Genomic DNA, 23,319 nt, shown 5'->3' with positions numbered 1-23,319 from the left:
GGCCTGAGATTTTCACCTGCTACGCCTGATGCAGGTGGTTCTGGCGCATATTCCTTATAAGAGATACCGGATGTTCATCCAACCCGTTCTGCACAAATCGCAGTCCAACAAAACGTACGAGAAGCCCCGCGCCCCAGGTTCCGACCTACCCCCTTCCAATGGCAATACATTACCCGCCTCGACCCCCGACAACAAGCTGATCCGAAACAAGCTCCAGCGCATTCGCGCGGGCGGTGAGATCCGATACATGGACATGTTTGCCGGATGTGGCGGGATCTCGCTCGGTTTCCTGACCGCAGGATTCACGCCGGTGGCATCCATTGAAATGGATCCATGGGCCGCACGCTCCCATGGTGCCAATTTCGGCGCTCGCTCTGCGGGGGGCGACAAGGAGGCCCATCACGCCCCACGCGATGCTGTAACCGAAACCGCAGATACCGTTTTCGCCGATCTCGGACTACGGGGAGCAAACGAAAACCAGATTGACGTGCTCGTCGGAGGACCTCCCTGTCAGGCGTTTGCCCGTGTCGGGCGAGCCAAGCTCCGCGAGCAGGCCCGCCTTCGCGAAGATGTGACCGCGGACCAAGCGTTCCTCGTCGACGGACGAGTGAGCCTGTGGGAGCGGTACGTTGCGTTCATCCGTGCAACGAAGCCAGTAGCACTCCTGATGGAAAACGTGCCGGACATTCTTAACCATGGTGGCACTAACGTGGCCGAGCTCGTCTCGAAAAGTCTTGCTGAAGAAGGCTATGACGTTGCCTACACGCTGTTGAACTCCGTCTGGTACGGAGTTCCGCAAATGCGGGAGCGGATGATTCTTGTCGGCATCCACCGGTCAGCCGGAATCAAGCCCCGCTTTCCCGTGCCGACTCACCACTTGATCCTGCCATCCGGCTACACCAGCTCCAAGAACGCTGCCCGCCGCGTACTGAAAGCTGAAGGCTCTCAACACCATCGCTGGATACAGGACCCGGCTCCCAACTCTCCAGCTGCCACGTCGGCTTCCGAGGCCCTTGCAGATCTCCCACCCCTTTTCGCTGAGGAAATGCTGCGTGCAGGAACCATTCGTCGTGGTGCTAAGGATCCTTCGGAACCTGTCGAGTACACGACGAAGGTGCCAACGACCACCTATTCTCGGCTGATGCGAGAGTGGCAGGGTTTTGCGACCAATGCCACGACCGGCCATGTATTCCGATACCTGCCGCGGGACTACAAGATCTTTGCCGAGATCCAGCCGGGTTGGGAGTACCCGCAGATCCATGCCTATGTCGAACAGAAGATTGCGACTTGGCTTGCCAACCGTAAGCAGCGCGGCCTGCCCACTAGTCCGAGGGATCCAGATGTCAGCGCCTTCATTACTTCCTGGCGCGTCCCCTATGATCCGGGCAAGTTTCCGAACAAATGGTGGAAGCTGCGGTCCGATGCGCCCGTCCGCACCCTGATGGCTCACCTCGGAAAGGACTCCTACTCCCACATCCACTTCGATTCCGAGCAGGCGCGCACCATAACCGTTCGGGAGGCCGCGCGGCTGCAGTCCTTCCCAGACGGCTTCATCTTCAAGGGCTCGATGAATCCCGCGTTCAAGCAAATCGGCAACGCAGTTCCGCCGCTGTTCGCCTATGCCATCGCGCGCGGAATCCGGGAGGCTCTAGGCGCCCCGGAAACACCGGACATGCGTGTGGCGCTGTTCGACCTGAATCCATCACAAATCAAAACAACCGAGGGAACGAAGTGAAGTTCACAATCCTTCGTCTTCTGACTCATTCCGAACTCGGCATGTTTCATGAGTACCGCCGTCAGGGGAAGGAGCGAGCGAAGCAGCGCGCCATCAACTTCGACTGGGATGTCGTCGATGCGGTTTTCCCTTCGGCCAAAGACTCGGACATCATTGCCATCAACTGTCGGCGCCTCGAAGATGAGAACACTGTTGTCGAGGTTGCATCATGGCTCAAGCGTCAACACAGAAACTGGAGGTTCGAAGGAGACTGTCCGACGAGCCCCCACTACAGCTTCGTCGACCCCAACGTCCTGTTCGCGATGATTGTCGATGCCTCGACAACCCCGGCAACAGCATCGTGGGTTGTCATTCCCGCTGACCACCCTGCCCACGCAGCTATCCTCGGCCACGGGGAGAGCGCACGGCTCGGAAAGTCCGCAATGATCGCGTTATATGGTAATGAAGGCGAACACAGCCAGGGTGTACTGGCAACGCATTTCCCACAGCTATTCAAGGAGGTAGAAACAGTGTCCGTGACCTTACAACAAGAATACGACAGCAGCAGTGACGATGATGATGTCCCCCCCGATCCGCTTGGCCTGTTCAAGATCCTGGCGCGTGCCGGTCACAACCTCCCCAGCGCTGTTGCCGATCTGGTGGACAACAGCCTCTCACATGGTGCACGGGAGATCTGCATCACGTTCCCAAATCCAAATGCGGGCGGCAGGTGGATGTGCATTCGCGATGACGGCGCGGGCATGACGCCCTTGGGTTTGCGCAATGCAATGAAGATCGGACATCAGCGCGATTACGATGACGCTGATTTGGGCAAGTTCGGCTACGGCCTGAAAGGTGCCGCATGGTCACAGGCAGATCGCCTCACCGTGGTATCGAAGGCCGCCGGAGACAAAGTCACGACTCTTACCTGGGACAAGGATCATCTTGCGAAGACACGGCGTTGGGCGTTGCTGACCGACCCCGTAGCTTCCGCCCATGCTTCCTCGGTGGAAATTGGCGATTCGGGCACCGCCGTGCTGCTCACGCAGATGCGCCCAGCGATGGAGCCGACAAAGGGCAAGGCAGATTCCCCCTACGCACAGGAACTTGCTGCAATCAAATCCCACCTTGAGCTGGTTTTCCACCGGTATCTTGAAGGCAAGGCGCGCGGTCGTGAGAAGGTGGTCATCCGGTTGAATAACGATACGTTGCGGGCCAACAATCCTATGGGCCATCCGTTGACCAAGGAGTATGACCAGCACCGCATCGAGTTACCAAGCCCGACAACGGACAAAACGCCTGCCCTCTACGTTCGTGCGTATGTCACGCCAAACGAGGCGGAGTTCGATGAGTACGTCAAACCGTTGACTCCGCTGGAGCAACGCGTCGAACGCGAGCGCCATAGCCTGAACGGCCGCGCCAACGATGCTCAGGGTTTGTATTTCTACCGCCTCGATCGCCTCATCAAGTGGGGTGGCTGGGAGGATCTGTTCGCTAAGGATGAGCACACAAAGCTGATTCGTGTCGCGATTGACTTCGACAGGCTGGCGGATGAGCAACTGCAGGTGGATATCAGCAAGCAGCTAGTCCGTCTGCCATTTGCCATCATCAAACCCCTTGAGGACCTCATCAAGACTCCTCGCGCAGCAGCCCGTCTCAGATACAACAAAAAGGAGAAAGGCACCCCGACATCGGCAGACGGTGGGAAGACGGGCTCGCCGGCAGGCAAACCTGCTACAGACGGCGGTTTGCCTCCAGCGTCAGTTTCAGGAGGCGCTACTGTGGGTGGCGCTTCTCCTACGCCTACGCCAAAAAAGGACAAAACTTCGGTCCGCATCGTCAGCAGCGGTACCAAGCCATGGCAGCGCAAGACCGGATTCAAGGGAGAAGAAGTCGAAGTCACGCCGCTGGTGCCGGCACTGGTAGCGCTTGTGCAGCTCATCGACAAAGATGCCGATGCCAAGACTGCCCTCTCTGAATTCCTCCGTGTACTGGAGACGGCCGGCGTTCCCGACCTGCTGACGGACAAGGCCTGATGCAAGTCAGACTGTCACAGCCTCTCACACTGAGGCCCAGGCTTGCCCTGTGGACGGACGGCACGTCCTGGACCAACTGGTCCCGGCATGAAGCCTATTTGCGGTCCCAGCCCAAGTGGAAGTCGCACCAGATCGCGTCGATAACGGAAGAGTCGCTTCGGATCATCTCGAAGACTACGCCGATAGGCCGCCCGGAATTTCAGTGTCGAGGTCTGGTAGTCGGATATGTCCAGTCCGGCAAGACGGCCAACTTCACGGCTGTGGCAGCACGCGCGGCTGATATCGGTTACCGGCTAATCATCGTGCTTTCGGGCATCCACGACTCCCTACGGAACCAGACACAGCGGCGGCTGGATCTAGAGTTGGCCGGTGTTGGCGTCGACTGGATCACTCTGACCGACGAAACCACTGATTTCCACGAACCGGCGGTCGCTGACGGGTTTGCATCGACCGGCACCGTTCTGATCGTCGCCAAGAAAATCACGCCGATCCTGAAGCGACTCAATCAGTGGTTCGGAAAACTCGAAGGTCGACTCGCAGATGTACCAGTCCTTCTCATTGATGACGAGGCCGATCAGGCATCTATCAACACGCGCGGAAATCGCCGCGACCCGAGCATTGACATGGAGATTGCGCCGGATGACGACACTTCACCGTCGCTGACAAATGCCCTGATCCGCGACATTCTTAGGAAAATCCCGCGCGCCACATACATTGCCTACACGGCAACGCCGTTCGCGAACATCCTCATCGATCCAGATGCCAGCGACAACCAAGTCGGCGAAGACCTTTTTCCCAAGGATTTTGTTGTACAGCTCCCGCGGCCGGACGGTTACACAGGGACGGAGGAGCTCTTTGGTACAAGTGCTCAGGGGCGCGATGTGCTGCGCCCTGTGGATCCTGCAGATGTAAATGCGCTGAAGCCAAAGCAGCGCAAAAAAAGCGAAGCAATCGTTGCCAGAGGGCCGCTTGATCTACCCCAATCGCTGGCAGATGCCCTTCTGACGTTTGCGCTCGTTGGCGCAATCAGATTGCTGCGGGGACAGTCAGGCAAGCCGCACACAATGCTGGTACACGTGTCACAGCTCCAGCAGGATCAGCTGCGCATCGGGGAAGCGATCAAGGATCAGATCCGCAACTGGTTCCATCACGAGAACGCTGAACCCGGCGTGCTCAGACATATGTTCCGGTCGACGCTGGCCGGACTGGGTACTGTCGAGCTGCCATGTGCCGAGGAGGTCGTTCTTGAAGATGCGGTAACGAACTTGGCCCGTCTGGAAGTCGTCGTGCTCAACAGCACCACTGGTGACGAACTGGAGTACGACGTTAAGCCCGAACGGCAGCTCGTAGCAGTTGGCGGCAATCGGCTGTCACGCGGATTGACACTCGAAGGCCTGACGATCGCCTACTTCCTGCGCACAACAAGCCTAGCTGACGCCCTGCTCCAGATGGCGCGTTGGTACGGCTTCCGTGCGGGGTATGAGGACCTGATCCGCATATGGACAACCGAAGGCATCGCACAGTGGTTCGTGGAGCTGGCACTGGTCGAAGAGTCCCTGCGAGACTCCATTACAGCACTGAACAAGGCAGGCCGAAGACCCGATCAGATGGCGATCCGGATGCGCGTCCATTCAAAGCTCCTTCTGACCAGCAAGAACAAGAGCAGGATGCAGACGGATGACGCTCGTTCATGGTCTGGCGAGAACCCGCAGACCATCCTGTTCCCCCTGTACGACAGAGAGCTGCTGGAACGGAACGTCGATCTGGCATCGGAGCTGCTGCGCCAGCATCCACCAACACAGGACGCTCACGGCGGAGCCATCGCGCATGATGTGCCGGCAGAGGACATCGCGCTGTTTCTGCGACGCTATGAAGGACACCCGAACAGCATTGCGTTTCAGGGAGCTGAGATTGCGGACTGGATCCTGGGGCGTGCTGAAGCGGGGGAGCTGGTGAACTGGACGATGTTCGTGGCCAATCCGCAGCGGGAACGGCAGGTACTTCTCGGAGGAAGGCCTTTCGGTCTCGTGCGGCGTTCGTTGCAGGCCAACGAGTCTATCGGTATCCTTATCGATCCGCGTCATGAAGGTGTCGATCTGCATGGCGGACCTGAAAACTACCGGGTAGCCTCCGGCTTCAATGCAAGGGCGATGCGCGATGAGCGCCCGGCCCGGCAGGGGCTGCTCCTGCTCTACCCCCTTGATCCCGAACCACTACGCGCACCGACACGGGCAGTGCTGGGTCTCGCTCTGTCTCTGCCCCAGACAACGGACGGCAAACAACGATTTGTCGTGAACCGGGGGATTCGCCATGACTGAAATCACGCAAGAGCGGTGGACACGCCTGCGTGAGCAGAGGCCATCTCACGAGGATATTTACGAAGCGGCTGCAGACGATTTTGAAGCCGCGCTGATCAGTGTTTCAAGCGACGGGCGATTGCACCTGCTCCTGGCGATCGATCTCGCACCGCCGAGCTTGCCTCCGGACCTGCCGAGCCTTCAGGTCCGGATCCTGGAGGGTGAACAAATGTGGATGGATGTTTCCGCCCGCAGTCATCACGAAGAGCTGCTCACGCTGGTTGCTAACAAGGTCCTCTATGCAATTCGCACCGAAGGCCGTGATCCTGCGGTCTCGGTCGAACGGATCATCGACGACATGCGCGCAGCGCTGCGTCCGCTTGTACCCGACCTGGGCACGACGGAACAGATCGGACTGTTCGGCGAACTCTGGGTGCTTTCGAATGTCCTTTTTCCGACGCTCGGCACCCGGGTCTGCCACTTGTGGAGTGGTCCCGAGAGCGAACGCCACGACTTCGTCGGACAGGGTGTTCACGTGGAAGTGAAAACCACGACAAAGTCTGAGCCAAGGCATGAAATCTCCCGTCTTGATCAGCTTCGAGCCCCCGCCGGCAAGCGCCTCCTCTTCATCAGCGTGCTACTTGAGAGAAGTCTGGGCGGTGATGAAACGCTCGCAGACCGCGTAGATGAAATTCGGGAAAAGCTGGGAACAGACGGGCACGCGCTTGACGTCTTCGAATCTCGCTTGGCGCAGCTCGGTTGGCACGAAGGCCTTCGGCAGACGGGTGCGCTTTTGAGATTTAATTTCCGAGATGTCCACGTGTTCGAGGTAGCCGGATCATTTCCGCGACTCCCTGATGACTACATACCACCGCTGGGCGTTATCGGCATCAAATACAGCATCAATGTGGGCAGCCTGCCATCTCTCGATGCCACGGATGTCCGGTGCATTCTCGAGTTCGTCTGACGCGCGTTCCACTCGCGATGTGCCAGCACGCGCCATAGCAGGTGGGTACCGATCAAAGCCAATCATCTCGGGCGAAGGCAGTTGTTCGCGAGCGAAGATCTGAGTCGCTGTGAAGTGAGTAAACGATCTCAAGGGGACAGCGGCCGTCGGCATTGCTGGATATCGAACGCCCAGTGACAGCATCTTTAGTCACTCAACTATTGAAGTCGCTTGACCGCACCCAGTCTGGAAGAGTCACGCAGGCAGTCAAATGCTGTAACGCTTCTGGTCGGTGGCCAGTGCAGCGCTCCTTGAAATCCAGTTACATTGCTGACGTCTAGGCTGCGGGGGTGACTGTCGGGTATGGAGTGAGCATTTCGGGCAGACCTATGTCAGTAACCGCTGCAACCCGGCTACCCACTGACCCCCTTGATCAACGCTCAAGCCGCCAACTTCGCGCTCGCCAGCCGATTCAGGCTGATGCCTTGCTCGGCAGCCGTCAGTGCCAGATTGCGGTGAACCATCGGTGGGATGCCCACACGGAACTCGCCGCTATAGTTTTTCTCGGCCAGCGCCACCGGCACGGGCTCTCCGCTGGCTTGCATGTCGGTCGCCACGTCGGCCACCACCTTCTGCCTTCTGTATACCCTTGAGCGCCGCCTCAGGCGTTTTGGCCAACCAACTCAGCGAAGCAAATTCGGCGCACAGGCCGACGTGCTCGCCATCTTCGGGCGACTATGTGACGCGGCAGGTGAAGTGCTAGATGTTCATGATCACTTTTCCCCATGGTTACAGCGAGAGAAAGCTCCGGCGGCTAAATACACTAGAATTTATCCGTACATTTTCCGTACAAACAAAGGATCAGACATGACAACTTTGACACCCCCACTTGAACGCATTGACCTGCGCACTACCCCTGAAATCAAGGAATTGATCGTGCGCGCCGCTAGCGCAGCGGGCGTGAGTTTGAGTGCGTTTTTGATTGCCAGTGCACAGGATCGGGCCAAGCAGTTACTGGCCGAGCGCGAAACATTGACGTTTTCACCTCGTGACTGGAACGCTTTTTTTGCCGCGCTGGACAACACTGATAAGCCGCGTCCGCAGCTCGAAGCTGCCGCTCAGGACTACCTGACCTGGCGTGCGCAAAGCGCAGCCGCCAAGTAAGCACGTCATGACGGGTTTTGACGGCCAGATTGAGTTGCTGGCCAAACACCATGAGCGCAAGCACTTTGCCTGCGGCGAAAGTGCGTTGGATGACTACTTGCACCGCCTGGCCCGCCAGCATGCCGATGCCAAAATCAGCCGAACTTACGTGGCGAGCGTTGGGGATCGCATTCTGGGTTACTACAGCCTGGCCATGTCAGCCATCCGCCGGGATCAGTTGCCGCCAGTGCATCACAAGCGCTTTCCGAATTACCCGGTGCCGGTGGCCCGCCTGGCGCGATTGGCCGTTGACCAAAGCCAACAGGGCAAGGGGCTGGGCAAGTTGCTGCTGCTGGATGCGCTGTACCGCTGTCACCGCCTGTCCGCCGAAATTGGCTCGGTCGGCGTGGTGGTGGATGCCAAAAATGCATCTGCGCAGAGCTTCTACAAGCTGATGAATTTTGAGGAATTTCCAGACACTCCCTTGACGCTTTGGCTGCCCGGTCACGCCCTCACACGGCTGTTTGGCATTTGAGGAATTATTTGGGCTGTAGCGCTTGATTGACTTGCGCAAGCTGCTTTTAAATTTGTAGCAATAGATGATGCAATCATTTGCTGATGGTTAGATCATGCTGAGGGGATTGCCACCCGGAATTCGGTTTTCCGGGGGCATGGGCCGAAAATTCAGCCGACCAACTCTTCGAGACGCTTCATCCAAACCGGCCTGTCAAATCTGCCTATACAAATCCACATTGCTTCATCTTTTTGGTTTTGCAACACTTCGAATTATTCCATTGACGGAATGTGTAAGGCTGACTATAGTCCGCAAATGACTTGGGACGTTGAATACACAGATGAGTTCGGTGACTGGTGGGCGAGCCTGTCAGAAGATGAGCAGGAAGCGCTTGATTCGAGCGTGCGATTGCTTGAGGCTCGGGGGCCAGCGCTTGGCTTTCCACACAGTAGCGGCATCAACGGATCGAGACATCAACACATGCGCGAGCTGCGCACTCAACAGGGTGGAAAACCGTTACGCACGCTGTACGCATTTGATCCTCGTCGCTCAGCCATTTTGTTGATTGGCGGGGACAAAACGGGTGACGGTCGCTGGTACGACACCCACATACCGGTAGCCGATCAACTCTACGATCAACATATTGAACAACTTCGAAAGGAAGGGCTGATCAATGGCTCATAAATTCAGTGAACTACGTGCTCGCATGCCACCACAGGCGCAGGCACGCTCTGCCGCCAAGGCTCAAATCATGCTGGCTGAGATGCCTCTTAACGAACTGCGCCAAGCGCGTGGGCTCTCCCAAAAAATGCTGGCAGACGTGCTGCATGTTCAGCAGCCATCCATCGCCAAAATGGAAAAGCGAACCGACATGTATTTGTCCACTTTGCGCAGCCACATTGAAGCTATGGGTGGTCAATTGGAAGTGGTTGCGCGTTTTCCAGACGGAGTGGTAAAGATCAGCAATTTTGCCGAACTGGGTCAGCCAGCGGTAGCTTGACCCAGCAAGCCACGACTTTCGAGACCGCCGATTCTTCAGCTCGACTGGCATCAAGAGCCCCGTTCCAGCAGTAGTGGCTTAGAGATCATTGCAACCTCCCCCCCATAACCCATTAACGTTGGTGGTCACCGGGGTGTCGAGCCACCTCAGCTGCCAAAGTGGTGGTTCCAGGCATCTTGTCTCTCCTTCAAATAGGCATTCACGACTGCTTGCGCTTGCCGAATTTGCGCAACAGAAAGACCCGTATGGTTGGCCCAAACCACCTGCGGTGTCAGCCAAAACTTCGCTTTGCCGTCAACGTGCGCAACATACACATGAATGCTCGTCTCCTCCCGAGAAAAAAAGAAAAGACGAAATTGACCGTCACGAACAATGGTAGGTGCCATGACGTTACTGCAACCAACTTATTTCCCAGCAGGCAAACGGCAATCGCCTCCACCATGCTGATCCTGCTGGTGATCCCGTCGGTGTTCACCTTGATGGATGACTTTGAGCACTTCATGGGGCGGGTCAAGCGCTGGGTGCGGCGGGAGAAAGCTCCTGAAGAGAAGACAGATTTACAAGCCATTTAGGGCTGTAGCGCTTGATTTACTTGCGTAAGCTGCTTTTAGATTTGTAGCAATGACTGGCAACAAAAATTTGCTGATGGTTTGATCATGCGGAGGGGGATTGACACCTGGAATTTAGTTTTCCGGGTGGGATCAACCGACAATCCACCAACCATCCCATCGGCGAGTTCCTATGCGTCAATTGCCACCTTTTAAAATGCACTATGCCGACCACCACTTACCTAACCGCAGCCTTCTACAAATTCGTCACGCTCTCGGACTACAAATCCCGCAAGGCTCCCCTGCTTGCGTTTTGCGAGCAGCGCAAGGTGAAGGGCACTATTCTTTTGGCACGTGAGGGCATCAACAGCACCATTGCTGGTATGCCCGATGACGTACACGCGGTGCTGGCCTATTTGCGCAGCGACCCGCTCTTAGCAGACCTGCAACACAAGGAATCGTTCGCTGAGACAGCGCCATTTCACCGCATGAAGGTGCGTTTGAAGCAAGAAATCGTCACCATGGGCGTGCCTGGCACAGACCCCACCCACATCGTTGGAACTTACGTCAAGCCGGAGAACTGGAATGCGCTGATTGCCGATCCCGATGTGGTGGTGGTAGACACGCGCAATGACTACGAGGTGGCCATTGGCACCTTTCGTGGTGCGATAGACCCTCACATCCGTACGTTTTCGGCGTTGCCCGCCTGGACCGAACAGGCAGAGCAACTGCGCCCCACAGCCGACGGCAAAAAGCCGAAAGTTGCCATGTTTTGCACCGGGGGCATTCGCTGCGAAAAGTCCACCGCGTACATGCGCTCCCAAGGCTATGACGAGGTCTACCACCTCGAAGGCGGCATCCTCAAATACCTAGAGACTGTGCCGCCAGATGAAAGCCTATGGGAAGGTACTTGCTTTGTATTTGACGAGCGCGTGTCGGTAGACCACGGCCTGACACCGGGTACCCACAAGCTGTGCCGAGGTTGCCGCATGCCACTGGAGGACGGCGCGCAGGAGTCGCACCTGTTTGAACTGGGTGTGAGCTGCCCGCGCTGCCATGCCAGCATGAGCGATGTCCAAAGGAGCCGGGCCCGGGAACGCCAGCGCCAATGGGTTCTAGCCAAAGCACGCGGTAACGCCCACATTGGCGAAACCACGCCACCCGTGCTCAGCAAACCCGTCCCATCCGATCTCGCCAGCGCCTGCTCCCCGACCAAAGCCGCTGGCTGATGGCACCATCGGGGTCAACTGCGGCACACCCACTGCTGCGGCCACTGCCCGTTCTGTATTCGTTTCGGCGTTGCCCCTACGCCATGCGTGCCCGCTTGGCACTGGCGGCCCGCGGCATGGGTCTGTTGAAATCAGCCGCCCAAAATTTGCCCCGTTTTCACTCGACGGGCTCCAGTAGACCCTTTGCGGTCAGCCACGCGGTACTTTCATGGGTCAAGTCCGCAGCGATTGCGGACATTGGACGCGTGGGGCAAATTAGATTTCATTTGCGCTGTAGCTATGAATTGGCACCCAGATGCCATGCCGGGTCTGCCAGAATATCGATATCCATTTAACAAAGTTAAATATCAGTAAAAAGTGTGGCCGCTAGCCATTTTCAGAAGAGATTGATGGCCAGCTTATGGGGCAGCCTCCAACATCTAGAGCACATATGGCTGCTCTGAACATTACGGACCCAGCATGTTTTTTCGATACCTAGGAAGTGCTCTCTTTACCCTTATTTCGTTCTCCCTGGCATTGATCTTTTGCTATCTCGGACTTGCTGGAAACTCGTCTTTGCTCGGGAAAACTCCCACTACGCAAAATTATCTCGATGCACTTAGCCTGAGTGCTTTTGTCTTCGCAGCTCCGCTGCTTATTGGAGCGTCATGTGCTCCATTCATCAGGGTTAGACCCAACTCATGGCTAGCACTGTTGCTCGTCGTTCTGGGCGCTTGGGCCGACTTCAGTGTTGGCAACAGTTTTCTTGCCCTGCTAATCTTTCCGTACAACGCAGTTGCGACGTGGTTTTTGGCCGTTAGCTGTCTACTCGTCAATAGAAATATCGGAGCACTTCCTGTATTTGTTGCTAGCGCTGTTCTTGCGACAAATCTCGTCATTGATTACTCCACTTTTACAGATCGGCAAGCCGAGGAGCGCGCAAGGGCGTTTTGTTTGCATATATCTCGAGGACAGTCGGTTGAAGAGATCCTTGGGAACGCAAAAGCGGAAATTAATAACAAAAAGCACCTTCGCTGGGTTCAGGAACTCGGGTCAATGAAAGATGGCAATGGCACCGTGGATATTCTCTACAGGGGTGTAAATCTAGATCGAGATCATTTTTGTCATGTGAAAGTGTTGGAAGGTCGCGCAGTTGAGGCGTCTTATCAACAAGAGTAGCCCTAACCAGCAATCGAGAGGAACGCCGAAAAAGCAGCTTCTCTACGAGCATTCCACCTCGCGCGGTGCCCCACATTTTTACGTTAAAACATCAAATCCGATGGTTTGGATGACCGCTTTCTGGGAAATTGGATGCCAGCAATCAGCCTTAAAGAGTCATCGAGGGCCTGAAATCCTATGACTGGTAACGCTGCACAACAGCCAACCAAGGTCACATTTCGCTTTTGCCCAGTGGACTCAACAGAACATTCTCAATAGCAACTCCGACCCCACCGCTTAAACGCATTGACCTGCGTACCACGCCTGAAATCAAGAAATTAACTGTGCGCGCTGCAAGCTCAGAGGGCGTGAGTTCGAGTGCATTTTTGATTGCCTGCGCACAGGATCGAGCCCAACAAATGCTGGCCGAGCGCGAAACTTTGACGTTTTCACCCCGCGACTGGCCCGCGTTTTTTACCGCCATGGACAACCTCGATCAACCCCCCATAGCTCAAAGCTGTAACCGTAAGTGATGGGCCACCTTGCCCCCTAAATAAACATGCCACCCGAAACCTCAATGCGCTGGGCGTTGATCCAGCGGTTGTCAGATGTGGCCAGTGAGGCCACCATGGCCCCAATGTCGTCAGCCTCGCCGACGCGGCCCAGTGCCGTCTGGGAGGCGATGAAGTCATGCAGCTGAGGGTTGTCGCGCACCGCACCACCACCAAAGTCGGTCGCAATGGCACCGGGTGCCACCGTGTTGACCGCTATCCCCCGCGGCCCCAGTTCCTTGGCCATGTAGCGGCTCAAGACCTCCACCGCACCTTTCACGGCGGCATAGGCGGCGAAGCCTGGCAAGGCAAAGCGGGTCAATCCGCTTGACAGATTCACAATGCGGCCGCCGTCCGCCATCAAGGGCAACAACTTTTGTGTCAAAAAGAGTGGGCCTTTCAGATGCACATTCACCATTTCGTCAAATTGCGCCTCTGTGGTGTCCATCAGGCTGGCGTGGCTGCCGGTTCCCGCGTTGTTGACCAGCACATTGAAAGTCGTCTGCGCCCAATGGGTTTGCAGCGCGGCAGAAACCTGCGTGGCAAAGCCTGCAAAGCTGCGGCTGTCGGACAGGTTGAGTGCCATCGCCACCGCTTTTTGTCCCATGGCCTCAATGTCGGCAACTACCGCTTCGGCTTGGGTCTGCTGGGTCATGTAGGTCAGGATGACATCATGGCCGAGCCGGGCAAGATGTAAGGCCGTGCTTTTGCCAAGACCGCGGCTGCCGCCGGTGACCAGGGCGATGGGGTGTGAGGTAGGCATGGTGTTTGTCCGTTGTGCTTCAGGTGATGAAGGTCGGAAGTTTATTGATCTCATTGATTTGAATAAATAAGCTATTTTTGATTTGTTTGTTCTTTAAAATTGAACAATGAGTTTTCTGGATCACATGCATATCTTCACGCGGGTAGCGGAGCTTTCCAGCTTCACCCAAGCAGCGGACAGCCTGGGCCTGCCCAAAGCCAGTGTGTCAACGGCTGTACAGCAGTTGGAAAACCGGCTGGGTGTACGCCTGTTGCACCGAACCACGCGCAAGGTGGTGCTGACGCATGACGGGCAATCGTTTTACGAACGCTGCAAGGACGCACTCACCGATCTGGACGAGTTGCAAACCATGTTTCAGGCGCAAAGTGCCAACGCGTTGAAGGGGCGGGTTCGTGTGGACATGTCGACCGTGATGGCACGCCAGGCCGTGTTGCCGCGCCTGCCAGAACTGCTGTGCCAGCACACGCTGCTGCAGCTTGAGATCAGCAGTACCGAGCGCCGCGTGGATCTGATCCGCGAGGGATTTGATTGCGTCATCCGGGCAGGCAAGGTCAGCGAACCGGGCTTGATTACGCGCCCTGTGGGTGACTTGCGTATGGTGAATTGCGCAAGTCCGCATTACCTCAAGCGGTTTGGCGTGCCCCAGTCGATTCAGGATCTGGAGCGGCACCAGCTGATTCATTACGCGGCCACGCTAGGGGCCAAGCCTAGTGGTTTTGAGTACACCAGTGGCAACGAGCCCATGGCTATCCCGATGCAAGGCCAGGTGACGGTGAACAACGCCGAGGCCTATCAGGCCGCTTGCCTGGCAGGCTTGGGGCTGATCCAAGTGCCCGTTGTGGGTATCCGTGAATGGATCACCCAAGGCCGACTGGTGGAAGTGCTGCCTGACTGGCCAGCGCCACCCATGCCGTTGTCCCTGGTTTACGCCAATCGCCGCAACCTGTCGACCCGGGTGCGCCTGGTGATGGACTGGCTGCACGGCGTGGTGCTGGACTACCTCAACGAAACAAGCGCCGAACAACCCGCAGCGTCATGACACACCATGGCGGTGGCCAAGCCTTGTCACGGGTCGGCGCAGACAACTACCCTTTGGTGTAGCGCTCACCGTATTCCGCTCTGACCACCTTCTTGTTGAGCTTGCCCACGCTGGTGCGCGGAATTTTGTCGACAAACAACACCTGGTCGGGCAATTGCCACTTGGCAAACGTTGTTGACAGATGGGCCCAGACCTGCTCCGTGGTCAGTTGATGCCCCGGTTTGAGCACCACCAGTGCCAGTGGCCGCTCTTCCCACCTGGGGTGGGCCACACCCACCACGGTCGCCTCGGCCACCGACGGGTGCCCCATCAGCGCGTTCTCCATATCAATGGACGAAATCCACTCGCCGCCGCTCTTGATCACGTCCTTGAGGCGGTCGGTCAGCTTGAGGTAACCATCGGTGTCAATGGTTCCGGCATCACCCGAGCGCCAGTAGCCGTTGACAAAACGCTCTGCCGAATCGGGCATGTTGTGGTAACTGCGGGTCACCCAGGGGCCGCGAATACAGATCTCGCCAATCGACTTGCCGTCATGCGGCACTTCCTCGTCGCTGTCGTCCAGCAGCATGAAATCCACCCCTGCAACCAGCAAGCCCTGCTTGCGTTTGAGGTTCCAGCGCTGCTCACCCGTGAGTTTTTTCAGCGAGGGTTTGAGTCGGTTGACGGCAACGATGGGGGTTGTCTCTGTGGCTCCATAGGCGTGAATGATTTCAGCCCCGGTGAGGTGGTGGAACCCGCTCATCAAGGACAGTGGCGGTTCGCTGGCGCCACACAACATCCGAAGGCGGCTGAAGTCGGGCTTGACCGGCAGGGTCTCAATGTAATTGAGCATGGGCTGGAAAATGGCCGGTGCGCCACAGGTCACGGTCACACCCTCGGCAATGATCACATCCGTCAGGGGGGCGGTGTCTTCCACCATGTAACGACCGGGTAGCACGATCTTGGTGGCGGCCAGCATGGCCGTCTGTGGCAGGCCCCAGCATTGGGCGTGGAACATGGGTGTGAGCAACATGGTGCAGTCGTCCATACCCATGCCGATATTCACCGCCAGCGAGGTTGAATGCAGGTAAATGGCGCGGTGCGAGTAGTAAACCCCTTTGGGCCGACCAGTGGTGCCGGTGGTGTAGCAGGCGCTGTAGGCCGAGCGCTCGTCGATGACCGGCCAGTTGATCGTGGGTTCGGCCGCTGCCAGCAAGTCCTCATGGTGGTAAACGGGTGACAAGCTTGTACGGATCTCGGACAACGGTTTGTCACTCATCACAATCCAGCCTTTGACACCCGGAACATGGGGCGCAATGGCCTCTGCTACGGACAGCAGGGTCTCGTCCACCAGTACCAGGGAGGCCTCACTGTGGCCCACCACAAAGCTCAGATCTTCCGTCCCCAGGCGCAGGTTCATCTGCAACATGACCGCCCCGAGACCGGGGATGGCAAAGTACAACTCAAAATGGCGGCGGCTGTTCCAGTCGAGGATACCCACGCGGTCGCCAGGGCCTACGCCGAGTTGGCGCAACGCATTGGCAGAGCGGCAAACGCGGGCATAACTGTCACGGTAGCTGTAACGGTCCCAGCCCCCGTCAGGGGTGCGGTAGACGATTTCCTGGTCACCGTGCGTCCGTGCCGCGTGGCGGATCAGTGTTGTGGTGTTGAGTTGGAAGTCATCACCCATGGTGGACGGGCAGCCCCGGACGATGGTCTCCTGGCCTGTGGTCAATGTCATTTTGTTGTCTCCGGTTGGTTCATAAGGGGAAATGGCAAAAAGCGGGGGGCGGCCGCAACGGCTATGGCCCCTTGCGCATCGGTGGTGTAGGTGCCACGCGCACGGTTGTGCGGATGGGCCGCCGCCTCGGCCAGACTCAAAACGGGTGCAAAACAGGTGTCACTGCCTTCGAGCAGCGCACACCAGTGGGCGCGCGGCTGACTGCGGAACAACTCAGCCAGCCGGGTCTTCAGAGCGGGCCAGGCGGCCTTGTTGTACTGAGCCTGCGGGTCTACATCATCAAGGTGCAGCCGTGACAGCAGCTGCGCATAAAACTGCGGCTCAATGGGGGCAAGGGTGACAAAACCACCATCGGAGCAGGTGTAGGTGTCGTAAAACGGCGAGTCGTGAAACGGGCTGGGTTCATGACCATCCATCTGCCCACCTGCGCGCATCCACTGCACCAGGGTACCGAGCATGGCCACAATGTCCACAATGGCCGCATCCACCACGCGCCCTGCCCCGCCGCCACGTACATCCAGCAGCGCGCTGGTGATGCCAAAGGCCAGGCCAAGCGCACCTGCGGCATCACCCACCACCGTGGGTGGCACGATGGGTGGCTGGCCGTTACGCGCAGCCAGCGAAAGCAGGCCGGTGAGTGCGACGTAGTTCAGGTCATGCCCGGCTGCCTGCGCCAGTGGCCCTTGCTGGCCCCAGCCGGTCATGCGGCCATAAACCAGCTTCGGATGCCGTGCGGCGCAATCGGCCGGCCCCAGGCCGAGCCGCTCCATCACGCCGGGGCGATTGCCCTCAATGAGCGCATCGGCGGCAACAATCAGTTCCATCGCCCGTGCCAGGCCTTCGGGTTTTTTCAGATCCACCTGCTCGATGCGTTTGCCGCGCCGCAGCGGGTTGTAGTCCTTGCCGGCCAGGCGCTCCATCGCCACAGCCGGGCCGGGTCGCACCAGAGTGGTGACCTCCGCGCCGAGATCAGCCAGCATCATCGCCGCCAGTGGCCCTGGGCCAAGGCCCTCGAATTCGACAAGTCGCACGCCGTGCAAGGGTTTTGTGATGTCCGCTGGTGTACTCACAAGGCCCTCGCAATCAGGTCTTTCATGATTTCATTGGCACCGCCGTAGATCTTCTGAACCCGTGCGTCTGCGTACATCCGGGCGATGGGGTATTCCGTCACGTAGCCATAGCCCCCAAACAGCTGGAGACACTCGTCAGTGGCGCGGCATTGTTGCTCGGTGCACCACCACTTGGCCATGTAGGCAGCTTCGTGGTCGAGCGTGCCGTCCAGCAATCGCTGGGTACAGTCGTTGACAAAACTGCGCACCACATGGGCCATCGTCGCCACCTCGGCCAGTTTGAAGCGGGTGTTCTGAAAATCGTACAGCGTCTGCCCAAAGGCTTTGCGCTGTTGGCAGTAATCCACCGTCAACGCCAGCGCTTGCTCGATCACCGCGGCTGCGGGCACGGCAATGAGCAGCCGCTCATAAGGCAGTTGACTCATGAGTTGACTGAAGGCTTGGCCCTCCTGTTCACCGAGCAACTGGTCTGCGGGCACACGCACGCCGTCAAAAGAAAGCTCGGCGGTATCCGAGGCGTGCTGGCCCAGCTTCTCCAGCCGTCGGCCCACGCTGAATCCGGGCAGGTTTTCGGTCTCCAACACGATCAGTGACAGCCCGCGGCTGCCTACCTCGCCAGTACGAACCACCAGCACCAACAGGTTGCTGGTGTAGCCGTTGGTGATAAACGTCTTGGCCCCGTGAATCACGTAGTGGTCACCCTCGCGCCGTGCGCGGGTGGTGATGGCTTTCAGGTCCGAGCCACAACCGGGTTCGGTCATCGCGATGGCCCCCAGCATCTCCCCACTGACCAGCTTGGGCAACCAGCGCTGCTTTTGCGCTGGGGTGCCGAATGCCAGAATGTAATGTGCGGTGATGCTGTGCACGGTGGTGGTGGTGGCGGGCAGCTCGGCACGGGCCATCTCGTCCTGCACCACCAATTGGTAGGCCAGGTTGGCACCCGCGCCGCCCCAAACCTCATCCATTTCGGGCAGCAGAAAACCCATGTCGGCAAAGCCTTTCCAGACCTCGCGCGGGATGTAGCCCTGGCGGCGCCAGCCGTCCAGGTGCGGCACCATTTCTTTGGCAATATAACGACGGACTTGTTCGCGGAACGCCTCGATGGATTCGTCCATCCAGGCGTGTTGATGTAATCGAGGCAGCATGGTGGCTCCTTGGGTTAAGGTGGGCAATGCGGCAGGCTTAACCAGCCAGGGCACGCTGAATCAGGATCTTTTGCACGTCGGAGGTGCCTTCGTAAATCTGGCAGACGCGGACATCACGGTAGATGCGCTCAACCGGGAAGTCATTCACATAGCCATACCCCCCCAGTGTTTGAATGGCCACACTGCACACTTTCTCCGCCATTTCGCTGGCAAACAGCTTGGCCATAGCGGCTTCTTTCAGGCAGGGACGGCCCGCATCCCGCAAGCTGGCGGCATGCCAGATGAGTTGCCTGGCCGCTTCAATCTGGGTCGCACATTCAGCCAGCCTGAAGCCCACCGCCTGGTGATTAAAGATGGGGGTGCCAAAACTTTGCCGCTCCTTGGCATAGGCCAGCGCTGATTCAAACGCCGACCGGGCCATCCCGACACTTTGCGCACCAATGCCAATGCGACCACCTTCCAGTGCGCCCAGGGCAATCTTGTAGCCCTCACCTTCCTTGCCGATCAAATTCTCTACCGGCACCCGGCAGTCGTCAAAGTTGATCTGCGCGGTGTCGCTGCTGTGCTGGCCGAGTTTGTCTTCGATGCGGGCGACCACGTAGCCGCGGGACTGGGTGGGTACCAGGAAGGCACTCATGCCTTTTTTGCCAGCGCCTTTGTCGGTCACGGCAATCACAATGGCCACATCCCCATTTTTGCCGCTGGTGATGAACTGCTTGACTCCGTTAATCACATACTCATCGCCCTCTTTGACGGCGGTGGTACGCAGGCTGGAGGCATCAGAGCCCACATGGGGCTCTGTCAGACAAAATGCGCCCAGCATCTGGCCCTGGGCCAGCGGCGTGAGCCACTGCTGCTTTTGTTGGGCACTGCCATAACGCATCAAAATGGCATTGACCGGGCAGTTGGTGACCGAGATCGCCGTGCTGGTACCACCGTCACCGGCGGCTATTTCTTCCAGCACCAGCGCCACGGTCACGTAGTCCAGGTTGGCACCACCAAACTCTTCGGGCACACAAATGCCGTAGGCACCCAAAGCGGCCAGGCCCTTATGCGCTTCTTTGGGGAAGGTGTGCTCTTTGTCCCATCTGGCGGCGTTGGGCCACAGCTCGGTCTGGGCAAAGTCGCGCACCGCGTCGCGGATCATTTCCTGGTCTTGGGTCAACAGCATGGTGGGGAGTCTCTAGGATTTTGTAAAAATTTATAAGAAATTGGCCTGTAGCGCTTATAAATCAAGCGCTAGAAGCTACTTTTTTTAGAGCATTTCAAGTGCCACGGCGGTGCCTTCACCACCCCCAATACACAAGGTGGCCACGCCTTTTTTCAAGCCACGGGCTTGCAAGGCATACATCAGGGTGATCATGATGCGGGCACCGGATGCCCCCACCGGGTGACCCAGCGCACAGGCACCACCGTTCACGTTCACGATGTCGTGGCCCACATTCAGGTCATGCATCAGCGCCATCGGCACCACGGCAAAGGCCTCATTCACTTCCCAAAGATCCACGTCTTTGACAGACCAGCCAGCCTTCTCTAGTGCCTTGTTGACGGCATGGATGGGGGCCGTTGAAAACCAGTTGGGCTCTTGCGCATGAACAGCATGGCTGACGATTTTGGCCAGTGGCTTGAGGCCCATCTTGCTCGCGGTGGATGCGCGCATCAACACCAGGGCGGCGGCACCATCGCTGATGCTGGAGCTGCTGGCGGCGGTGATGGTGCCGTCTTTCTTGAACGCCGGTTTGAGGGTGGGGATTTTTTCCAGCTTGATTTTGCCGGGGGCTTCGTCCGTGGTGATCAGCGTGTCGCCAGCACGGCTTTTAACCACCACCGGCGTGATTTCTGCCGCAAACGCGCCGGACTGGGTGGCTGCCACCGCACGCTGCGTGCTGGTGATGGCAAAGTTGTCTTGCTGTTCACGGGTGAAACCGTACTTGGCGGCACAGTCTTCGCCAAACGTGCCCATCGAACGACCCGGTTCGTAAGCGTCTTCCAGACCATCAAGCATCATGTGGTCAAACATGCGGTCATGGCCAATGCGGTAACCGCTGCGCGCTTTTTGCAAAAGGTAAGGCGCATTGGTCATGCTTTCCATGCCACCAGCCACCACCACGTCGGCAGAACCCGCTTGCAACATGTCGTGGCCGAACATGACAGCGCGCATGGCAGAGCCACACATTTTGCTTAAGGTGACCGCCCCGGTACTGATCGGCAAGCCGCCTTTGAAGCCCGCCTGGCGCGCCGGTGCCTGGCCCTGCCCGGCCATCAGGCAGTTACCCATCAGCACTTCATTCACGGTGTCAGGCGCAATACCGGCGCGTTCAACAGCGGCCTTGATCGCGGCACCACCCAGGTCGTGTGCGGCGAGTGATGAAAAATCGCCCTGAAAGCTGCACATGGGCGTGCGGGCGGCGGAAACGATAACGATGGAATCTTGGTTCATGGGAATCTCGATGTGGAAAAGGAAACGGGGCGTTTATTTGGCCGCCATGCGAATGGAGCCATCCAGGCGGATCACTTCACCATTCAGATACTGATTGGTGAAAATGTGTTCGACCAGGGCTGCGTATTCGGCGGGTTTACCCATGCGCGAGGGGAACGGCACCATCTTGCCCAAAGACTCCTGCACCTCAGCGGGCATACCGAGCAGCATGGGGGTTTCCATGATGCCGGGGGCAATGGTCATGACACGTACGCCGGTACGGCACAGTTCCCGGGCGATGGGCAAGGTCATGGCCACCACCCCGCCTTTGGAGGCGGCATAGGCGGCCTGCCCCATTTGCCCGTCAAAGGCGGCCACCGATGCGGTGCTGACAATAACGCCCCGCTCACCACTGGCATCAGGCACTGACTGATTCATGATCTCGGCGGCCAGTCGAATCATGTTGAAACTGCCGACCAAATTGATGTTGACGGTTCGAGCGAAGGTCTCCAGCTTGTGTGCACCTTCGCGGCCCACCACTTTTTCGGCTGGCGCAATACCGGCGCAGTTCACCAGACCACGCAAGGTACCCATGCTGGTGGCCACAGCAAAGGCTTGCCGGGCGCTTTCATCACTGGTGACATCGGTTGCCACAAATCGGGCGTTGCTGCCCAGCTCTTCGGCCACGGCGGCACCGGCCTGTGGGTTGACATCCGCCAGGACAACTTTGCCCCCGCGATCAACAATCATCCGGGCGGTTGCCGCACCCAGGCCAGAACCACCACCGGTTACCACGAATACGTTGTCTTTGATTTGCATAGGTCTCACTCCTGGTTGTTGTTCATGTGAAGTTGGTCGTTCCTGATGGAGACGACCGGTTCCGGCGGAACTTTAAGACGCTCGCCCGGCGCACTCAATGCCAAAATCGCTCAACTTGATTGCAAGAATTTGCCATCGACCAGTAAACTTCCTGAGATGGACACCCCAATCTCTGAAAAAGGCAGCATCTCCATTTGTTTTGTCCATGAGGCCTTGGCATGTATTCGCAACCAAGGCCTGGACCCCAATGCCTTGCTCAGGCAAGTCGGTATCTCCCCCGAGCTGCTGGCTTCACCACACGCCAGGGTGTCGTCGCGGCATTACGGCGCACTTTGGCATCTGATTGCGCAAACCCTCGACGACGAATTTTTCGGCATGGACAGTCACCGCATGAAAGCCGGCAGCTTTACGCTGCTTTGCCACGCGGTCATTCACAGCAACACCCTGGAGCGGGCCTTGCTCCGCGCCATGCGGTTCTTGCGACTGGTGCTTGACGATCTTGCTGGAGAGTTGTCACGCGAAGGGGATCTGGCCCAGATTGTGTTGAAAGATGTCCCCAGGATCACCCAACCCGGGGACAACAGCCCGGCAACATCCAGACGGGCCTTCGCGTATGGCACCTACATGATCATCCTGCACGGCTTGGCCTGCTGGATTGTGGGGCGACGAATTCCGCTCTCCAAGGCTGACTTTTGTTGTGCCGAGCCAGCGTTTATCGACGAATGGAAAATCCTGTTTTCCCAAAACCTTCACTTCAATCAGGCACATTGCAGCCTCAGTTTTCCGGCCAGCTATCTGGATATGGCGAATATCCAGAATGAGCGCAGCATGAAGGAATTTCTTCGCAGTGCGCCAGCCAACTTCCTGGTCAAGTACAAAAACAGCGCCAGCCTTTCTGCCAAAATCCGCCGCCGCTTGCGGCAATGGCATCCCGCAGCATGGCCCGATTTTGAGACCCTGGCCCATCAGCTTCACTCGTCCTCGGCAACACTGCGCAGACGACTGGACGACGAGGGTGAGTCCTACCGCTCCATCATGGACGAATTGCGCCGGGACCTCGCCATTTCATTACTCAGCGACACCCAGCTGAGCATTTCGGACATTGCCGCTGAATTGGGTTTTGCCGAAAGCAGCGCCTTTCATCGCGCATTCAAGAAATGGACCGGAACCCGTCCCGGTGAATATCGCTGCAGTTTTGAGCGCTGATGCACTCCCCGTCAAACCGACCT

At 57.9% G+C, this 23,319-nt stretch carries 22 protein-coding genes and 2 pseudogenes; 15 read left to right on the top strand and 9 right to left on the bottom strand.

Annotated elements, in window-relative coordinates:
- Positions 1 to 28 precede the first annotated feature (28 nt).
- From LDN84_RS05230 to LDN84_RS05215, 4 genes are read left to right on the top strand one after another with little or no spacing between them, the layout of a single operon-like run.
- Positions 29 to 1,735 (top strand): DNA cytosine methyltransferase, encoded by a 1,707-nt coding sequence (locus tag LDN84_RS05230; protein WP_223909445.1) that lies wholly within the window; start codon positions 29 to 31, stop codon positions 1,733 to 1,735.
- Entirely contained in the window at positions 1,732 to 3,750 is a 2,019-nt protein-coding gene (locus LDN84_RS05225; RefSeq protein WP_223909442.1) for an ATP-binding protein, read from the top strand. Before LDN84_RS05230 ends, LDN84_RS05225 begins: the two co-directional genes overlap by 4 nt.
- Entirely contained in the window at positions 3,750 to 6,068 is a 2,319-nt protein-coding gene (locus LDN84_RS05220; RefSeq protein ID WP_223909440.1) for a Z1 domain-containing protein, read from the top strand. Before LDN84_RS05225 ends, LDN84_RS05220 begins: the two co-directional genes overlap by 1 nt.
- A complete protein-coding gene (locus LDN84_RS05215; protein WP_223909437.1) occupies positions 6,061 to 7,014 on the top strand; it encodes a PD-(D/E)XK motif protein in 954 nt (317 codons plus the stop codon). Before LDN84_RS05220 ends, LDN84_RS05215 begins: the two co-directional genes overlap by 8 nt.
- Positions 7,015 to 7,433: 419 nt before the next feature.
- Here LDN84_RS05215 and LDN84_RS05210 read toward each other — a convergent pair.
- Positions 7,434 to 7,701: pseudogene (locus tag LDN84_RS05210) on the bottom strand (toxin-antitoxin system HicB family antitoxin).
- Positions 7,702 to 7,860: 159 nt separating this feature from the next.
- On the opposite strand from LDN84_RS05210, the gene LDN84_RS05205 reads away from it, so the two are divergent.
- From LDN84_RS05205 to relB, 4 genes are all read left to right on the top strand, one after another.
- Positions 7,861 to 8,157 carry a type II toxin-antitoxin system TacA family antitoxin gene (locus tag LDN84_RS05205; protein WP_223909434.1) on the top strand — a complete coding sequence of 99 codons (297 nt, stop codon included), beginning with the start codon at positions 7,861 to 7,863 and terminating at the stop codon, positions 8,155 to 8,157.
- 7 nt (positions 8,158 to 8,164) lie between these two features.
- Positions 8,165 to 8,671 (top strand): GNAT family N-acetyltransferase, encoded by a 507-nt coding sequence (locus LDN84_RS05200; protein ID WP_223909431.1) that lies wholly within the window; start codon positions 8,165 to 8,167, stop codon positions 8,669 to 8,671.
- A gap of 294 nt (positions 8,672 to 8,965) precedes the next feature.
- Positions 8,966 to 9,334: a type II toxin-antitoxin system RelE/ParE family toxin gene (locus LDN84_RS05195; protein WP_223909429.1), complete on the top strand. Its 369-nt coding sequence runs from the start codon at positions 8,966 to 8,968 to the stop codon at positions 9,332 to 9,334.
- Positions 9,324 to 9,650 carry a type II toxin-antitoxin system RelB family anti-toxin gene (gene relB / locus LDN84_RS05190; protein ID WP_223909426.1) on the top strand — a complete coding sequence of 109 codons (327 nt, stop codon included), beginning with the start codon at positions 9,324 to 9,326 and terminating at the stop codon, positions 9,648 to 9,650. Before LDN84_RS05195 ends, relB begins: the two co-directional genes overlap by 11 nt.
- Before the next feature lie 146 nt (positions 9,651 to 9,796).
- Here the strand turns inward: relB and LDN84_RS05185 are convergent, their stop codons facing one another.
- On the bottom strand, positions 9,797 to 10,036 hold the full coding sequence (locus LDN84_RS05185; protein WP_223909423.1) for a DUF4160 domain-containing protein: 240 nt from the start codon (positions 10,034 to 10,036) through the stop codon (positions 9,797 to 9,799).
- Positions 10,037 to 10,090: 54 nt separating this feature from the next.
- Here LDN84_RS05185 and LDN84_RS22855 point away from each other — a divergent pair, with 54 nt between their 5' ends.
- The 5 genes and pseudogenes from LDN84_RS22855 (at position 10,091) to LDN84_RS05170 (ending at position 13,097) form a co-directional block, all read left to right on the top strand.
- On the top strand, positions 10,091 to 10,222 hold the full coding sequence (locus tag LDN84_RS22855) for a hypothetical protein (RefSeq protein WP_255610472.1): 132 nt from the start codon (positions 10,091 to 10,093) through the stop codon (positions 10,220 to 10,222).
- Positions 10,223 to 10,422: 200 nt separating this feature from the next.
- Positions 10,423 to 11,427, top strand: coding sequence for an oxygen-dependent tRNA uridine(34) hydroxylase TrhO (gene trhO, locus LDN84_RS05180; RefSeq protein ID WP_223909420.1), 1,005 nt, complete (start codon positions 10,423 to 10,425; stop codon positions 11,425 to 11,427).
- Positions 11,427 to 11,543 (top strand): annotated as a pseudogene (locus LDN84_RS23160) (glutathione S-transferase); the annotation flags it as partial. The gene trhO and the pseudogene LDN84_RS23160, both read left to right, overlap by 1 nt.
- A 343-nt stretch (positions 11,544 to 11,886) precedes the next feature.
- Complete coding sequence (locus LDN84_RS05175; RefSeq protein ID WP_223909417.1) at positions 11,887 to 12,585, top strand: hypothetical protein; 699 nt, start codon at positions 11,887 to 11,889, stop codon at positions 12,583 to 12,585.
- Between the two features lie 224 nt (positions 12,586 to 12,809).
- Positions 12,810 to 13,097: a type II toxin-antitoxin system TacA family antitoxin gene (locus LDN84_RS05170; protein ID WP_223909414.1), complete on the top strand. Its 288-nt coding sequence runs from the start codon at positions 12,810 to 12,812 to the stop codon at positions 13,095 to 13,097.
- A 16-nt stretch (positions 13,098 to 13,113) separates the two neighbouring features.
- Here LDN84_RS05170 and LDN84_RS05165 read toward each other — a convergent pair whose 3' ends face one another.
- Positions 13,114 to 13,878, bottom strand: coding sequence for an SDR family NAD(P)-dependent oxidoreductase (locus LDN84_RS05165; protein WP_223909411.1), 765 nt, complete (start codon positions 13,876 to 13,878; stop codon positions 13,114 to 13,116).
- 106 nt (positions 13,879 to 13,984) lie between these two features.
- Between LDN84_RS05165 and LDN84_RS05160 the strand changes: the two genes are divergently transcribed.
- Positions 13,985 to 14,917: a LysR family transcriptional regulator gene (locus LDN84_RS05160; RefSeq protein ID WP_223909409.1), complete on the top strand. Its 933-nt coding sequence runs from the start codon at positions 13,985 to 13,987 to the stop codon at positions 14,915 to 14,917.
- A 46-nt stretch (positions 14,918 to 14,963) separates the two neighbouring features.
- Here the strand turns inward: LDN84_RS05160 and LDN84_RS05155 are convergent, their stop codons facing one another.
- The 6 genes from LDN84_RS05155 to LDN84_RS05130 form a co-directional block, all read right to left on the bottom strand.
- Positions 14,964 to 16,637, bottom strand: a complete 1,674-nt coding sequence (locus LDN84_RS05155) for a long-chain-fatty-acid--CoA ligase (RefSeq protein ID WP_223909406.1) — start codon at positions 16,635 to 16,637, stop codon at positions 14,964 to 14,966.
- Positions 16,634 to 17,689: a CaiB/BaiF CoA transferase family protein gene (locus tag LDN84_RS05150; protein WP_223912768.1), complete on the bottom strand. Its 1,056-nt coding sequence runs from the start codon at positions 17,687 to 17,689 to the stop codon at positions 16,634 to 16,636. Before LDN84_RS05150 ends, LDN84_RS05155 begins: the two co-directional genes overlap by 4 nt.
- 14 nt (positions 17,690 to 17,703) lie before the next feature.
- On the bottom strand, positions 17,704 to 18,852 hold the full coding sequence (locus LDN84_RS05145) for an acyl-CoA dehydrogenase family protein (RefSeq protein ID WP_223909403.1): 1,149 nt from the start codon (positions 18,850 to 18,852) through the stop codon (positions 17,704 to 17,706).
- 37 nt (positions 18,853 to 18,889) lie between these two features.
- On the bottom strand, positions 18,890 to 20,023 hold the full coding sequence (locus tag LDN84_RS05140; RefSeq protein WP_223909399.1) for an acyl-CoA dehydrogenase family protein: 1,134 nt from the start codon (positions 20,021 to 20,023) through the stop codon (positions 18,890 to 18,892).
- 84 nt (positions 20,024 to 20,107) lie between these two features.
- Positions 20,108 to 21,292 (bottom strand): acetyl-CoA C-acyltransferase, encoded by a 1,185-nt coding sequence (locus LDN84_RS05135; RefSeq protein WP_223909396.1) that lies wholly within the window; start codon positions 21,290 to 21,292, stop codon positions 20,108 to 20,110.
- A gap of 33 nt (positions 21,293 to 21,325) precedes the next feature.
- Positions 21,326 to 22,090, bottom strand: a complete 765-nt coding sequence (locus tag LDN84_RS05130; protein ID WP_223909393.1) for a 3-hydroxyacyl-CoA dehydrogenase — start codon at positions 22,088 to 22,090, stop codon at positions 21,326 to 21,328.
- A 156-nt stretch (positions 22,091 to 22,246) separates the two neighbouring features.
- Here LDN84_RS05130 and LDN84_RS05125 point away from each other — a divergent pair, with 156 nt between their 5' ends.
- The gene (locus tag LDN84_RS05125; RefSeq protein ID WP_223909390.1) at positions 22,247 to 23,296 is read left to right on the top strand and encodes an AraC family transcriptional regulator; all 1,050 of its coding nucleotides are present in this window, start codon (positions 22,247 to 22,249) and stop codon (positions 23,294 to 23,296) included.
- Positions 23,297 to 23,319: the final 23 nt, after the last annotated feature.

It is taken from the genome of Rhodoferax lithotrophicus, assembly GCF_019973615.1.
GTDB classification, from domain to species: domain Bacteria; phylum Pseudomonadota; class Gammaproteobacteria; order Burkholderiales; family Burkholderiaceae_C; genus Rhodoferax; species Rhodoferax lithotrophicus.
Note: the sequence above shows the minus strand (reverse complement) of the source record. Positions and strands in the feature narration are given on the sequence as shown.